This is a genomic window from Pseudomonas sp. Sample_24, from assembly GCF_004307605.1.
Classification (GTDB): Bacteria; Pseudomonadota; Gammaproteobacteria; order Pseudomonadales; family Pseudomonadaceae; genus Aquipseudomonas.
This window is the reverse complement of record NZ_RCNW01000112.1, coordinates 1-14,691: the sequence shown is the minus strand read 5'-3', so window position 1 is coordinate 14,691 and position 14,691 is coordinate 1. Positions and strand designations below refer to the sequence as shown.

The window sequence follows — 14,691 nt, the reverse complement described above, 5'->3', positions numbered from 1 at the left end:
AGCGAAGAAGAATTCAGCCTGCATGGCCTGGTCCATCTTCAAGGCCCGATTCTGGAAATCGGCCGTACCTGCGTCGACCCGGCCTACCGCAACGGCGGCACCATCGCCGTGCTCTGGGGCGAACTGGCCGAAGTGCTGAACCAGGGCGGTTACAGCTACCTGATGGGTTGCGCGAGCATTCCGATGCAGGATGGCGGCATCCAGGCCCACGCGATCATGCAGCGTCTGCGGGAACGTTACCTGTGCACCGAACACCTGCGCGCCGAACCGAAAAAACCGCTGCCGACCCTGGATATTCCCTCCAACGTAATCGCTGAGATGCCACCGCTGCTCAAGGCCTACATGCGCCTGGGCGCGAAGATCTGCGGCGAGCCGTGCTGGGACGAAGACTTCCAGGTTGCCGACGTGTTCATCCTGCTCAAGCGCGACGAACTCTGCCCGCGCTACGCCAAACACTTCAAGGCGGCGGTGTAATGAGCCGGCTGCGGGTGTACGCGCGAATCGCGCGAGTGTTGCTGGTGGTGGCGCTGGGGCTGAGCATGGCCAGTGTGTTCGGCGTGTTCGAACGCTTGGGCCTGGCCCATTCGATGGAACGTCGTCAGCGCTGGTCGCGATTTTTCATGGCACGCTTGAGCAACGCCCTGCCCTTCGACGTGACGGTCCACGGTCAATTGCCGACAGCGCCGATGCTGTGGGTCAGCAATCATGTGTCCTGGACTGACATCCCGTTGCTGGGCATGCTCACGCCGCTGTCGTTCCTGTCCAAGGCCGAAGTGCGTACCTGGCCTGTGGCCGGTTGGTTGGCGGCAAAGGCCGGCAGCCTGTTCATCCGCCGTGGTTCGGGTGACAGCCAGTTGATCCGCAAACAGATGACCCGTCATCTGCAGCATGCGCATCCGTTGCTGATGTTCCCGGAAGGCACCACCACCGATGGCCGCTCCCTGCGCACGTTCCACGGGCGGCTGCTGTCCGCCGCCATCGATTCGGACGTGGCATTGCAGCCGGTGGCGATTCGTTATGTGCGTGACGGTGAACTCGATACGCTTGCACCTTTCATTGGCGATGATGACTTGCTCTCGCACTTGATGCGCTTGTTTGCCAATGACCGCGGCGCTGTCGAGATCCACTTGCTCAAGCCAATCGTCTGCGAAGGTCGCGAGCGTGCGGCACTGGCGTTCGAGGCGCAGCAAGCGGTGCAGAAGGCGTTGTTTGGTGATGTGGTGAAACCTGCTGAACCGCGTCGTGCCGGCGAATTGATCGCCGCGTAAGCACTTTTCTGTAGGAGCAAAGCTTGCTCGCGATGGGATCGACGCGATTTGACTGATGACCGCGTTATCGTTCATCGCGAACAAGCTTTGCTCCTACAGGGGGTTGTGTCAGCGGTTCTGCGCAAAATCCTGCAACTGCGGATAGAACAACCGGAAATCTTCGCTCAACGGCTCGTACAACATCCGTAATTCCTGCATCGCGGCCGCCAGCTCTTCAGGCCGGGTCAAGCGCCGGGAAATCCCCCGCAGCACCTGTTCCAGCACTTCGAACTCCCGATACGAACCCAGCCAGTCATTGGCCACCATGTGCGGGGCAATCTTCGCCAGGCGCTCCGGCAGTTGTCGTTCACGGGACAGCACCCGATACACATCCGAAGTGAACAGCTCCAGTGGCCGGTCGGCATACAGCTTCCAGTCCCGCGCCAGGCAATGATCGAAAAATACGTCGAGCACGATCCCGGCATAGCGGCGACGCGTCAGGGAAAAGCGCGACAACGCGGCATCCACTAACGGATGACGATCAGTAAATACGTCGATGCTGCGATGCAGCTGGATAGCGGCCTCGATCTCGGGTTCGAACTGCCCTTGCAGCCTGCCTTTGACAAAATCGCCATACAGACTGCCGAGCAATTGACCGGGACGCTGGCCACCGAGGTGAAGATGTGCGAGATAGTTCATGGGCGCAGCTTAGCACCGCGCTCCGGTATCTACACCCAGCATATCGTTATAACCCGATATACCGATTTATTCGGTCGTCAGATCGAAATCATATTGGTATATCGCGAAATACCGATTTAAAGTTCGCTTCATCGCGATATAGCGTTTTACTGATCACGAGCCCCCAACCATGAACCTTGACCTCGACGAAATAATAAAAGCCCTGGCGCACCCGGTCCGCAGAGACATCCTGCACTGGCTCAAAGACCCGACCGTCGAATTTCCAGACCAGTCCCACAGCAACGAGCACGGCGTTTGCGCCGGGCAGATCGATCAACGTTGCGGCCTGTCGCAGTCCACGGTCTCCGCGCATCTGGCGACTCTGCAACGCGCCGGCCTGATCAGCAGCCGCAAAGTGGGCCAATGGCACTTTTTCAAACGCAACGAGGAAACCATTCAGGAGTTCCTCAAAATCTTCAGCAAAGAGCTCTGACGCCAAGTCAGAAAAAAGGATTCAGACGATGCCCCTTTCGCTACTCATCCTGGCCTTGAGCGCCTTCGCCATCGGCACCACCGAGTTCGTCATCATGGGCTTGCTGCCTGATGTGGCGGCCGACCTCGGTGTGTCGATCCCCGGCGCCGGCTGGCTGGTGACCGGTTATGCCCTGGGCGTGGCCATCGGTGCGCCATTCATGGCCCTGGCCACCGCCAAACTGCCGCGCAAGGCTGCATTGGTGGCGTTGATGGGCATTTTCATCATCGGCAACCTGCTCTGCGCAGTGGCCAGTGACTACAACGTGCTGATGTTTGCCCGCGTGGTCACGGCGCTGTGTCACGGTGCGTTCTTCGGCATCGGTTCGGTGGTAGCTGCTGGTCTCGTGCCTGCGAACAAACGCGCATCGGCCGTGGCCCTGATGTTCACCGGCCTGACCCTGGCCAACGTGCTCGGCGTACCCCTGGGCACCGCTCTGGGCCAGGAAGCCGGCTGGCGTTCGACCTTCTGGGCCGTGACCGTGATTGGTGTGATCGCGCTGATCGGCCTGATCCGTTTCCTGCCGGCCAAGCGTGATGAAGAAAAACTCGACATGCGCGCCGAACTGCGAGCCCTCAAAGGCGCCGGCATCTGGTTGTCCCTGAGCATGACCGCGCTGTTCGCCGCGTCGGTGTTCACCCTGTTCACCTACGTCGCGCCGCTGTTGGGCGAAGTCACTGGCGTTTCGCCCCGGGGCGTGACCTGGAGCCTGATGCTCATCGGCCTGGGCCTGACCCTCGGCAACATCATCGGCGGCAAGATGGCCGACAAAGGCCTGGCCGCCACGCTGATCGGCGTTTTCATCGCCATGGCCGTGGTGTCGACCGTGCTGACCTGGACCAGCGTCACCGTGATCCCGACCGAAATCACCCTGTTCCTCTGGGCCACCGCGTGTTTTGCCGCCGTGCCTGCCCTGCAGGTCAACGTGGTGACCTACGGCAAAGCCGCGCCGAACCTGGTCTCGACCCTCAACATCGGCGCATTCAACGTCGGTAACGCCTTGGGCGCCTGGGTCGGAGGCAGCGTGATTGCCCACGGCTTCGGCCTGACCATCGTGCCGCTCGCAGCCGCAGCGCTGGCGGTGCTCGCCCTGCTGGTGACCCTGATTACTTTCCGTCAGAACGGCAATCCCGAACTGGCTCCTGCTACTAACTGATCTTCAAAAGAGAGCGATTAAATGACGACTATTTTCGATCCGATCAAACTGGGCGACCTCGAACTGTCCAACCGCATCATCATGGCGCCGCTGACCCGCTGCCGCGCTGACGAAGGCCGCGTGCCGAACGCGCTGATGGCCGAATACTACGTACAACGCGCCTCCGCCGGCCTGATCCTCAGCGAAGCGACTTCGGTCACGCCAATGGGCGTCGGCTACCCGGACACCCCAGGCATCTGGTCCAACGATCAGGTGCGTGGCTGGGCCAACGTGACTAAAGCAATCCATGGCGCGGGCGGCAAGATCTTCCTGCAACTGTGGCACGTCGGTCGTATTTCGCACCCGTCGTACCTGAACGGCGAAGCCCCGGTTGCACCGAGCGCCATCCAGCCTAAAGGTCATGTCAGCCTGGTTCGCCCACTGGCCGACTACCCAACCCCGCGTGCCCTGGAAACCGCTGAAATCGCCGACATCGTCGACGCCTACCGCACCGGTGCCGAAAACGCCAAGGCCGCAGGCTTCGACGGCGTGGAAATCCACGGCGCCAACGGTTACCTGCTGGACCAGTTCCTGCAAAGCAGCACCAACCAGCGCACCGACAACTACGGCGGCTCGGTGGAAAACCGTGCGCGCCTGCTGCTGGAAGTGACCGATGCCGCAATCGAAGTCTGGGGCGCCGGCCGCGTCGGCGTGCACCTCGCGCCACGTGCCGATTCCCATGACATGGGCGACGACAACCTGGCCGAAACCTTCACCTACGTCGCTCGCGAACTGGGCAAGCGTGGCATCGCCTTCATTTGCTCGCGCGAGAAAGAAGGCGCCGACAGCCTCGGCCCTCAAATCAAGGAAGCCTTCGGCGGCCCGTACATCATCAACGAACGCTTCACCAAGGACAGCGCCAACGCCTGGCTGGCCGCCGGTAAAGCCGACGCCGTCGCCTTCGGCGTGCCGTTCATCGCCAACCCGGACCTGCCGGCGCGTTTGAAAGCCGATGCGCCACTGAACGAAGCGCGTCCTGAACTGTTCTACGCCAAAGGCCCGGTTGGTTATATCGACTATCCAACGCTGTAATCTTCAGCTGTAGAAATGCAAAAAGCCCCGACTTGAAAGAGTTGGGGCTTTTTTTGTTTCTCACCATTCGTTAACAACAATAATTAGTGCCAAGCATTTACATACTCAGCAAACAATATCCAGCTTTAACATTTGCCAGCCCAATCACAAAAAATCATTATTGCCCCATCGACACACCACATTGTTTTCAATGGAGAGAAACAGCAATGGACTATGCACAAGAATCAATGCTTCTGAAAGAAGAAAAGCTCAAAGCCATCTACGAAGAACGAAAGAACACTCAATGGAAGGAATTCAACCAGGGTAAAAACTCGATAGAATTGCTTGTTTACATCCAGAACAACACCAATGAAACAATCCAGCTTATCGAGACGGACTTCGAAATCGAAGATTTGTCCGAATGCGATATCCCGCCCTACTCCATCGCAGTGATGGGCGCACAGAATGTTTTTGACCACAACAGACTCGGGGCGACACGGCCCGGTGACAACATCTTTATCAAGAAATTCTTGACGTACGCAGCAGGCGGCAAGCAATGTCGTCTTGATACACATCTGCTGGTGAAGTCCTCGTTCGGCTTCATTGCTCCCACCCGAACGCCGGTCTGGGAGCATCAAGCACGCTCCACAGGCCGAGAATTCCTGCACTGCTCATCTCAATTGAGAGATCATGACCCTCAAGCGCCCCATAGTTACTGGCTGGATGTGTATATCGGAAAGGAACAGCCCGGAACCCTGGTCGCAAATGCATTACAGGCCGACCTGGACGCCATCGAACTGGCAGAACAGACCTACCTGGACAATATGGAACACAGCTCATCAGCTGGAACCTATCCCTTTTTGGGGATGTATGTTGATCTTTTCAAAGATGCCATATTTCGCAGTCAGGACGACGCGGACAAGAACACCACCACTACAGTATTTTTTATTACCAACGAAACTTCCGAAAGGTTTGAGCTCATCGACAGCAACGTCCACCCACGGCATTTACACCCCATTGCAAAATCCCTGAAACCCAAAACGATTATCTACTTCTGCGAGAAAACCGTGTCCAACTCTGCCGGTACACGTGCACACAAGTTTTTTACCTTCAGCAATGAAAAGGGAGACAAAGTCTTTCGAATCAATACAGACATTACACCGGGTGATCCAACGCACCTCAAAACCTGGAATCATGAAGCCATTTCAATTGGCGCCACTCACGTAAGCTGCACGTCTACATTGAATAACTCACTGACCGAAGCGCCTTATAGCTATCTGGTAGATATCCGAGTCGAATAAACACCAACGCTCCAAGCCAATCCAAATATTCCACACAGGAAAACCAAGACATGGACGTCTCAAAAAAGCTTGTCTTCAGCGTAATCATCACCAACAACACTTCATCAATTTTTTGGCGCGACGATACAACTTTCGAGGATGCTCCGCCTGAATGCCCGGCAAAATTGATGCCTTACAGCAGCACTCCAGTGACGCTTGAAGCGTCCATCCCTGCGCATCTCAATCCAGCAATCAGACAATACAACATGCAAAGCCTGTTTACTTTTCAGGCCACCTACACCAACTATAGTCAAACGGTAGAGTTCGCGAGCAGCCTCAAGTACTTTTATCACTCAAACATCAGCCCTTTAGCTCCGATACTAAAGCTGGTGTGGGAACATGATGCGAAGTCGATAGGAGATATACCTGTACTGACGGCTTCCAGTTTAATCAAGAAAGAAACCCAACACCCTTACAGTTACTCTATGTCAGCCACTATTCTATCGACATAAAAACCAAAAAGTGGACAAACTAAAAAGAACTAAAAAGCACCTTTGGCTCCAGAATAACCGACACCTTTTCCGCACAGCGACCTAATACTTCCGGTTGCCCCCTCGAAGCCAGGGCATAAAGCCCTGGCAGAGGATGGGTGTCACTTTTTCTTCTTCGTCGACGTTTCTGACTTGGCAGATTTCTTGGTTTTTTCTGGCTTGCTATCTGCTTTCTTTGCAGACTTCTTTGGTTCGGCATCTTTTTTCTTGTCCTTCTTTTCGGACGATTTCGAAAGCGCCGACGCTGCCGCTGATTTCTTGGTCGATGTTGATTTTTTGTCCTTCAAGTCCTTGCTGGCTTTTGAAGTGTCACCTTTGCTTTTCTTCTCGTCTTTAGCCACGTTGACCACCTCTCGAAGCATGCCGGTATTGGCACCTTGCCTGCGGGAATTTCCACAGGCTGATCATTAGGCGAGCGCGTCCAAACGCGGTTCCATTTATTTGATGCCTCGAGAAGGGCTTAGGTTGAAGCGCCACAGGTACCTGTCCACACCAGGCACCGGGACCTTCACCTCAGCCTTCTCGCCCTCCTTATCCGGCCCCTGCAATGTTCAGTAATCCGCCAACCAGTCGATAATGGAATACCACTCAGCTATCGGCCTCCCAAAAAATGGATCAGGTTCTTTCTCTTCTCTCCGATACCATTCCCAATGCCCGAACCCTGGAGCAACTGACGCGCCCGTTGCTCACTCTGCTCAGTCAAGTCACCGGTATGGAGTCGACCTACCTGACGACCATTGATACCGACGAGGGCGTCCAGCGCATCGAGTTTGCACGCAACGTCGGTAACATGGTGATTCCGGAAGGGCTGGTGGTGCCTTGGGCAGATACTTTGTGCAAGCGGGCGCTGGACGAGAATCGCATGTACTCGGATAACGTTGCCGAATGTTGGGGCGACTCGCAGGCCGCCGCGGCGTTGGGTATCAGTACGTATGTAAGCGCGCCGATCAGGTCCCAGGATGGGCAAGTGTTGGGGACGGTGTGTGCCGCCAGCTCAAACCAGGTGCCTCGTCGTTCTGAAGTGGAGCCCTTGCTGAAGCTGCTTTCAGGGTTGCTCGGATATTCCCTTGAACGTGAGCAGCTGGTTAAGCAACTCCAGGCCGCCAACGTCGAGTTGACCAATCTGGCACTGACAGACCCACTCACCGGCCTGTCCAATCGGCGTGCCGTTCTCAACGATGCCGAGCGCCTGTTCGCCCTGGCCCAGCGTGAGAACAAGTACATACTTTTGGGTGTCATCGATCTGGATGGGTTCAAGCTCATCAACGATACCCACGGTCACTTGGCAGGAGACCAGCTACTGCGCGGCGTGGCCGCCCGATTGCAGCATGGCCTCAGAATCAGCGACATCATCGGGCGGACTGGAGGTGATGAATTCATCGTGATTGCCCTGGGCACGCCCTCTGAACACTCGGACCCGGCAAAAGACAGGGAACACGCGGCCGGGTTGCTGCAGGAGCGCCTGTCCAAAGCGACAAAAGGGAAATATGAGCTGGGCCACGGTTTTGGTGAGGTTGACTACAGCGGCGCAAGCGTTGGGGTAGTGGCAGTGATACCGGGCAGCTTGACAGTGGACGAGGCCATCAAACTGGCAGACGGCGAGATGTACAAGGTGAAACAGCAACGAAACCGTCAAGGGATATAGGCGCTCGCCCACACAAGCGACACAAAATTCCTACAAATTACCGCGCCGACTATCTGTCACCGCGGCGAGCGGGCGTATATAAAAGCACCCGTCTGCCGCCGTGCGCGTGAAGAACTGTTCATTTGCGGCCTTGACCGTTGACACACGCGGCACCGATTAGCATGTTGTTTCACTTGCGCAGGCTGGGACTCAAACGCAGTGTGTCCAACGCGATGTCGACCCAACGCTCGGCCTCGGTGTGCAGCTGGAAGCTGTCCGGTGCCAGCAACCACTGATAAAGCAGGCCGTCGATCCAGGCATGAATACTGATGGCAGCGCGAACGGTATCGAGGTCTTCCGGCAATTGCCCACGGTTGACCGCATTACGCAGGGTCAGACCGATGCGCGTGTTGCATTCGAGGCTGGCCGTTCGGCGCTGCTGACGCAGGTCGCACATTTCATCGGTGAATTCACACTTATGGAACAGAATTTCGTTGATGCGTCGGGTCTTGGGGTCCAGTGCAACTTCATGAAACAAATGGATCAACAGCCGCCGCATACAGCCCAGTGGATCGGGCTCGTCTTCACTCTCCGCGGCTTTGGCCAACTCATCCAGTGGTTCGTGCAGGCTGTCGAGCATGGCCTGCACCAGATCGGCCTTGTTACTGAAATGCCAATAGATGGCCCCACGAGTGACTCCGGCGAGGGTGGCGATATCCGCCAGGGTCGTACGGGCCACGCCCCGCTCGTAAAAGGCTTTTTCAGCCGCCTCGAGTATCTGGGCGCGGGTTTCTTGAGCTTCCTCTTTGGTACGACGGACCATGGCAGTACAACCTCAATCAGGATGCTTCAGCGATGTCTGAATATCAGCTGAATAAAAGTGGGGCGATCGCTCTTGGGTATCGTCCCCGGGCCTACAATTCCAACCTTTCGATGGCTGCTGTAACGGCGAAGATACACCGCCAAGGTATTTACAAACAGCCGTGAACGTAAGTATATTCCTTAGCATGCTACTTATCCACCCGGAACCCACTTTTTACCTTTCATCTTTTCTTGTGCGTTTTTTACGCGCCTGACCCGAGGATTTTCATGCAATTCAAGCCAGCTCTCACCGCTCTGGTCGCCGCCGTCGCCCTGGCATCGCTGCTCAGCGGATGCAAAAAGGAAGAAGCGGCGCCGGCCGCACCACCGCCTCAGGTCGGCGTTGTCACCCTGCAACCGCAAACGTTTACGCTGACCTCCGAACTGCCCGGCCGCACCAGTGCGTTCCGCATTGCTGAAGTGCGCCCGCAGGTCAATGGCATCATTCTCAAGCGTCTGTTCAAGGAAGGCAGCGACGTCAAGGCCGGCCAGCAGCTGTACCAGATCGATCCGTCGGTCTACGAAGCGACCCTGAAAAGCGCCGAAGCCAACCTGCGTTCGACCAAATCGATCTCCGATCGCTACAAGCAATTGGTCGACGAGCAAGCCGTGAGCCGTCAGGAATACGACACCGCCGTGGCCAATCGCCTGCAATCGGAAGCTGCGCTGCAATCGGCGCAAATCAATGTGCGCTACACCAAGGTCTATGCACCGCTGACCGGCCGTATCGGTCGCTCTTCGGTGACCGAGGGCGCACTGGTCAGCAATGCCCAGGTCGAAGCAATGGCCGTGATCCAGCAACTCGACCCGATCTACGTCGACGTCACCCAATCCTCGGTCGAATTGCTTGAGCTGCGCCGTGAACTGGAAAGCGGTCGCCTGCAAAAGGCCGGCGATAACTCGGCCAAGGTCAAGCTGACCCTCGAGGACGGCAGCCAGTACAAACTCGACGGCAAGCTGGAATTCTCCGAAGTCTCGGTTGACCAGACCACCGGTTCCGTGACCCTGCGCGCGGTGTTCCCCAACCCTGACCACACGCTGCTGCCAGGCATGTTCGTGCACGCCCAGTTGCAGGCCGGTGTGAACAGCGCGGCGATTCTGGCCCCGCAGCAAGGCGTGACCCGCGACCTCAAAGGCACACCGACCGCGATGGTCGTCGGCCCGGACAACAAGGTTGAACTGCGCCAGCTCAAGGCCAGCCGTACCGTCGGCAACCAATGGCTGATCGAAGACGGCCTGAAAGCCGGTGATCGGCTGATCACCGAAGGCCTGCAATACGTCAAGCCTGGCGTCGAAGTCAAAGCCAGCGAGGCGACCAACGTAACCGCAAAGAACCCGGCCCCCGCACAGGCAGCTAACAAAGCCGCTGGCGGCAAAGGGGAGTAAACCATGTCGAAATTTTTTATCGACCGTCCGATTTTCGCCTGGGTAATTGCCCTGGTGATCATGTTGGTCGGGGCACTGTCGATCCTCAAACTGCCGATCAACCAATACCCGAGCATCGCGCCACCTGCAATTGCCATCTCCGTAGCCTACCCGGGTGCCTCCGCGCAAACCGTGCAGGACACCGTGGTTCAGGTGATCGAGCAGCAGCTCAACGGTATCGACAACTTGCGTTATGTATCGTCGGAAAGTAACTCCGACGGCACCATGACCATCACCGCGACCTTCGAGCAAGGCACCAACTCCGATACCGCGCAGGTCCAGGTCCAGAACAAGCTGAACCTGGCCACCCCGCTGCTGCCGCAAGAAGTGCAGCAACAGGGTATCCGCGTAACCAAGGCCGTGAAGAACTTCCTGTTGGTGATCGGCGTGGTGTCGCGTGACGGCAGCATGACCAAGGACGACCTGTCCAACTACATCGTGTCGAACATGCAGGACCCGATCTCGCGGACCGCCGGTGTCGGTGACTTCCAGGTGTTCGGTTCGCAGTACGCCATGCGTATCTGGCTCGACCCGGCCAAGTTGAACAACTTCAACCTGACACCGATCGACGTCAAGACCGCCATCGCCGCACAAAACGTACAGGTGTCTTCCGGTCAACTGGGCGGCTTGCCTGCCCTGCCCGGCACCCAGCTGAACGCGACGATCATCGGCAAGACCCGCCTGCAGACCGCCGAGCAATTCGACAAGATCCTGCTCAAGGTCAACAAGGACGGTTCTCAGGTTCGCCTCAAAGATGTCGCCGAGGTCGGTCTGGGTGGTGAGAACTACAGCATCAACGCCCAGTTCAACGGCGCTCCGGCTTCCGGTCTGGCGGTGAAACTGGCCACAGGCGCCAACGCGCTGGATACCGCCAAGGCACTGCGCACCACCATTGACAGCCTCAAGCCGTTCTTCCCGCAAGGCATGGAAGTGGTGTTCCCGTACGACACCACGCCGGTGGTGACCGAGTCGATCAAGGGCGTGGTTCACACCCTGGTTGAAGCGGTAGCGCTGGTGTTCCTGGTGATGTTCCTGTTCCTGCAGAACTTCCGCGCCACCATCATCACTACCATGACCGTTCCGGTGGTGTTGCTGGGTACGTTCGGGATCCTCGCGGCAGCCGGTTTCAGCATCAACACCCTGACCATGTTCGGTATGGTGCTGGCCATCGGCTTGCTGGTGGACGATGCCATCGTCGTGGTGGAAAACGTCGAACGGGTAATGAGCGAAGAAGGCCTGTCGCCCAAGGAAGCCACCAAGAAATCCATGGGGCAGATCCAGGGCGCCCTGGTGGGTATCGCCCTGGTACTGTCGGCGGTACTGCTGCCGATGGCGTTCTTCAGCGGTTCCACCGGTGTGATCTACAAGCAGTTCTCGATCACCATCGTCTCGGCCATGGCCCTGTCGGTACTGGTTGCACTGATTTTCACTCCGGCGCTCTGCGCCACCATGCTCAAGCCGATTCGCAAAGGCGAGCATCACACGCCCAAACGCGGCTTCTTCGGCTGGTTCAACCGCAGCTTCGACCGTGGCGTCAAAAGCTACGAGCGCGGCGTGGGCAACATGCTTACGCACAAGGCGCCGTATCTGCTGGCGTACCTGATCATCGTCGTCGGCATGATCTGGCTGTTCACCCGCATTCCAACGGCATTTCTGCCTGAAGAAGACCAAGGCGTATTGTTCGCCCAGGTACAGACGCCGGCCGGTTCGACCTCCCAGCGTACCCAAGTGGTCGTGGACCAAATGCGCGAATTCCTGCTGCGCCCGAGCAAGGACGGCGGTGAAGGCGATGCGGTGAACTCGGTGTTTACCGTGACCGGCTTCAACTTCGCCGGCCGTGGTCAAAGCTCCGGTATGGCGTTCATCATGCTCCGCCCGTGGGACGAGCGTAACGCCGACAACAGCGTGTTCAAGGTGGCGGCCCGTGCCCAACAGCACTTCTTCACCTTCCGTGACGCGATGGTGTTCGCCTTCGCCCCGCCAGCGGTACTTGAACTGGGTAACGCCACCGGTTTCGACGTGTTCCTGCAGGACCGCGCCGGTATCGGTCACGAAAAATTGATGGAAGCGCGCAACCAGTTCCTCGGTATGGCGGCGCAAAGCAAGATTCTGACGCAGGTCCGTCCGAACGGCCTGAACGATGAGCCGCAATACCAGCTGGAAATCGATGACGAGAAGGCCAGTGCCCTGGGCATTACCATCGCGGACATCAACAACACGCTGTCGATCGCCCTGGGTAGTAGCTACGTCAACGACTTCATCGACCGCGGTCGAGTGAAGAAGGTTTACGTGCAAGGCCAGCCGGGCGCGCGCATGAGCCCCGAAGACCTGAAGAAATGGTACGTACGCAACAGCGTAGGCACCATGGTTCCGTTCTCGGCGTTCGCCAAGGGCGAATGGATCTACGGTTCGCCGAAACTGGCCCGTTACAACGGTGTGGAAGCGATGGAAATCCTCGGTGCCCCGGCGCCGGGTTACTCCACCGGTGAAGCCATGGCCGAAGTCGAAGCCATCGCCAAGAAACTGCCGGCCGGTGTCGGTATTTCCTGGACCGGCCTGTCGTACGAGGAACGTTTGTCCGGCTCGCAAGCGCCAGCGCTGTACGCCCTGTCGCTGCTGATGGTGTTCCTGTGTCTGGCGGCGTTGTATGAAAGCTGGTCGATTCCGATCGCGGTGATGCTGGTGGTGCCGCTGGGGATCATCGGTGCGCTGATGGCCACCAGCCTGCGCGGCTTGTCCAACGACGTGTACTTCCAGGTGGGCTTGTTGACGACCATCGGTCTGGCGGCGAAAAACGCCATTCTGATCGTCGAATTCGCCAAGGAACTGCACGAACAGGGACGCAGCCTGCGCGAGGCGGCTATCGAAGCCTGCCGGATGCGTCTGCGACCGATCATCATGACCTCGCTCGCCTTCGTTCTTGGTGTAGTCCCCCTGGCGATCTCCACGGGCGCAGGCTCGGGTAGCCAGCACGCCATCGGTACCGGGGTGATTGGCGGTATGATCACCGCAACCGTACTGGCGATCTTCTGGGTCCCACTGTTCTTCGTCACTGTGTCGGCTATGGGTCAGCGTAAAAACGTCGACGAGCAAGACGCACCTGAAACTCCTAAAGAGGCTGGCTAATGAGCAAGTCGCTACTCTCCCTGGCAGTCGCCTCCTTCGTGCTCGGTGGCTGCTCGCTGATACCTGATTATCAGCAACCGGATGCTCCGGTGGCGGGCCAATACCCTCAAGGGCCGGCGTATTCGCCGGCCCAGGCACCGGCGCAGGCCGCTGCCGAGCAGGGCTGGAAGCAGTTTTTCCGTGACCCGGCATTGCAGCAATTGATTCAGGTTTCTCTGGAAAACAACCGTGACCTGCGTGTCGCGGCGCTGAACATCGACGCGTTTGCGGCTCAATACCGCATCTCCCGCGCCGACCTGTTCCCGGCTGTGTCGGCCAATGGCACCGGCAACCGTCAGCGGCTTCCGGCCGATGCATCGCAGACCGGTGAAGCGGGCATCAGCAGTTCCTACTCGGCCACCGTCGGCATCAGCGCCTATGAACTCGACCTGTTTGGCCGTATTCGCAGCCTGAACGAAGAAGCGCTGCAGCGTTACTTCGCAACTGAAGAAGGCCGTCGCAGTACACAGATCAGCCTGGTGGCCAGCGTGGCCAATGCCTACCTGACCTGGCAGGCCGACAAGGAACTGCTCAAAGTCACCCAGGACACCCTCGCCGCGTTCGAGGAGAGCTACAAACTCACCGCGCGCAGCAATGAAGTGGGGGTCGCTTCGGCGCTGGACCTGGCGCAGTCGCGGACTTCGGTGGAGAACGCCCGTGCGCAATTGGCCCGTTACACGCGCCAGGTCGCCCAGGATGAAAACAGCCTGGTACTGCTGCTCGGCACCGGCATTCCAGCCAACCTGCCAGCGGCCAAACCGTTGAATGAGGACCTGTTGGCCGAAGTACCGGCCGGCCTGCCGTCGGACCTGCTGCAACGTCGTCCGGACATCCTCCAGGCCGAATACAACCTGAAAGCGGCCAACGCCAACATTGGCGCCGCACGCGCAGCGTTCTTTCCGAGCATCAGCCTGACCGCCAACGCCGGGACCCTGAGCCCGGACCTGTCCGGTCTGTTCAAGGGCGGCTCGGGCACCTGGCTGTTCCAGCCGCAGATCAATCTGCCGATCTTCAATGCCGGCAGCCTGCGTGCCAGCCTGGACTACTCGAAGATCCAGAAAGACATCGGCGTGGCGAACTACGAGAAGTCCATTCAAACGGCCTTCCAGGAAGTCGCCGACG

14 protein-coding genes are annotated in these 14,691 nt (G+C 58.2%); 11 read left to right on the top strand and 3 right to left on the bottom strand.

Features of this window, described 5'->3' with window-relative positions; all coding sequences use genetic code 11:
* Positions 1-474, top strand: a 474-nt coding sequence (locus tag D8V06_RS05385) for a GNAT family N-acyltransferase (protein WP_130930564.1), incomplete at its 5' end; no start/stop codon positions are given.
* Positions 474-1,268, top strand: a complete 795-nt coding sequence (locus D8V06_RS05380; protein ID WP_056856083.1) for a lysophospholipid acyltransferase family protein — start codon at positions 474-476, stop codon at positions 1,266-1,268. The genes D8V06_RS05385 and D8V06_RS05380, both read left to right, overlap by 1 nt.
* A gap of 108 nt (positions 1,269-1,376) precedes the next feature.
* On the opposite strand, the gene D8V06_RS05375 is transcribed toward D8V06_RS05380, so the two are convergent.
* The gene (locus tag D8V06_RS05375; protein ID WP_130904348.1) at positions 1,377-1,946 is read right to left on the bottom strand and encodes an ACP phosphodiesterase; all 570 of its coding nucleotides are present in this window, start codon (positions 1,944-1,946) and stop codon (positions 1,377-1,379) included.
* A 169-nt stretch (positions 1,947-2,115) separates the two neighbouring features.
* Here D8V06_RS05375 and D8V06_RS05370 point away from each other — a divergent pair, with 169 nt between their 5' ends.
* The 5 genes from D8V06_RS05370 (at position 2,116) to D8V06_RS05350 (ending at position 6,455) form a co-directional block, all read left to right on the top strand.
* Positions 2,116-2,418, top strand: coding sequence for a metalloregulator ArsR/SmtB family transcription factor (locus D8V06_RS05370; RefSeq protein WP_130904349.1), 303 nt, complete (start codon positions 2,116-2,118; stop codon positions 2,416-2,418).
* Positions 2,419-2,446: 28 nt separating this feature from the next.
* Positions 2,447-3,613 carry an MFS transporter gene (locus D8V06_RS05365; protein WP_130930563.1) on the top strand — a complete coding sequence of 389 codons (1,167 nt, stop codon included), beginning with the start codon at positions 2,447-2,449 and terminating at the stop codon, positions 3,611-3,613.
* A gap of 21 nt (positions 3,614-3,634) precedes the next feature.
* Positions 3,635-4,684: an alkene reductase gene (locus D8V06_RS05360; RefSeq protein ID WP_056856086.1), complete on the top strand. Its 1,050-nt coding sequence runs from the start codon at positions 3,635-3,637 to the stop codon at positions 4,682-4,684.
* Between the two features lie 206 nt (positions 4,685-4,890).
* Positions 4,891-5,964 carry a hypothetical protein gene (locus D8V06_RS05355; protein ID WP_130930562.1) on the top strand — a complete coding sequence of 358 codons (1,074 nt, stop codon included), beginning with the start codon at positions 4,891-4,893 and terminating at the stop codon, positions 5,962-5,964.
* A 50-nt stretch (positions 5,965-6,014) separates the two neighbouring features.
* Positions 6,015-6,455, top strand: coding sequence for a hypothetical protein (locus D8V06_RS05350; RefSeq protein WP_130904351.1), 441 nt, complete (start codon positions 6,015-6,017; stop codon positions 6,453-6,455).
* A 140-nt stretch (positions 6,456-6,595) separates the two neighbouring features.
* Here D8V06_RS05350 and D8V06_RS05345 read toward each other — a convergent pair whose 3' ends face one another.
* Entirely contained in the window at positions 6,596-6,844 is a 249-nt protein-coding gene (locus D8V06_RS05345; protein WP_056856306.1) for a hypothetical protein, read from the bottom strand.
* A gap of 260 nt (positions 6,845-7,104) precedes the next feature.
* On the opposite strand from D8V06_RS05345, the gene D8V06_RS05340 reads away from it, so the two are divergent.
* On the top strand, positions 7,105-8,139 hold the full coding sequence (locus D8V06_RS05340; RefSeq protein ID WP_130930561.1) for a GGDEF domain-containing protein: 1,035 nt from the start codon (positions 7,105-7,107) through the stop codon (positions 8,137-8,139).
* Positions 8,140-8,308: 169 nt separating this feature from the next.
* Here the strand turns inward: D8V06_RS05340 and emhR are convergent, their stop codons facing one another.
* A complete protein-coding gene (gene emhR, locus D8V06_RS05335; protein ID WP_056856090.1) occupies positions 8,309-8,941 on the bottom strand; it encodes an efflux system transcriptional repressor EmhR in 633 nt (210 codons plus the stop codon).
* Between the two features lie 266 nt (positions 8,942-9,207).
* Between emhR and emhA the strand changes: the two genes are divergently transcribed.
* From emhA to emhC, 3 genes are all read left to right on the top strand, one after another.
* A complete protein-coding gene (gene emhA / locus D8V06_RS05330; protein ID WP_056856091.1) occupies positions 9,208-10,365 on the top strand; it encodes an efflux RND transporter periplasmic adaptor subunit EmhA in 1,158 nt (385 codons plus the stop codon).
* A 3-nt stretch (positions 10,366-10,368) separates the two neighbouring features.
* Positions 10,369-13,530 carry an efflux RND transporter permease subunit EmhB gene (gene emhB, locus D8V06_RS05325; protein WP_130930560.1) on the top strand — a complete coding sequence of 1,054 codons (3,162 nt, stop codon included), beginning with the start codon at positions 10,369-10,371 and terminating at the stop codon, positions 13,528-13,530.
* Positions 13,530-14,691, top strand: a 1,162-nt coding sequence (gene emhC, locus D8V06_RS05320) for an efflux RND transporter outer membrane subunit EmhC (RefSeq protein WP_130930559.1), incomplete at its 3' end; no start/stop codon positions are given. The genes emhB and emhC, both read left to right, overlap by 1 nt.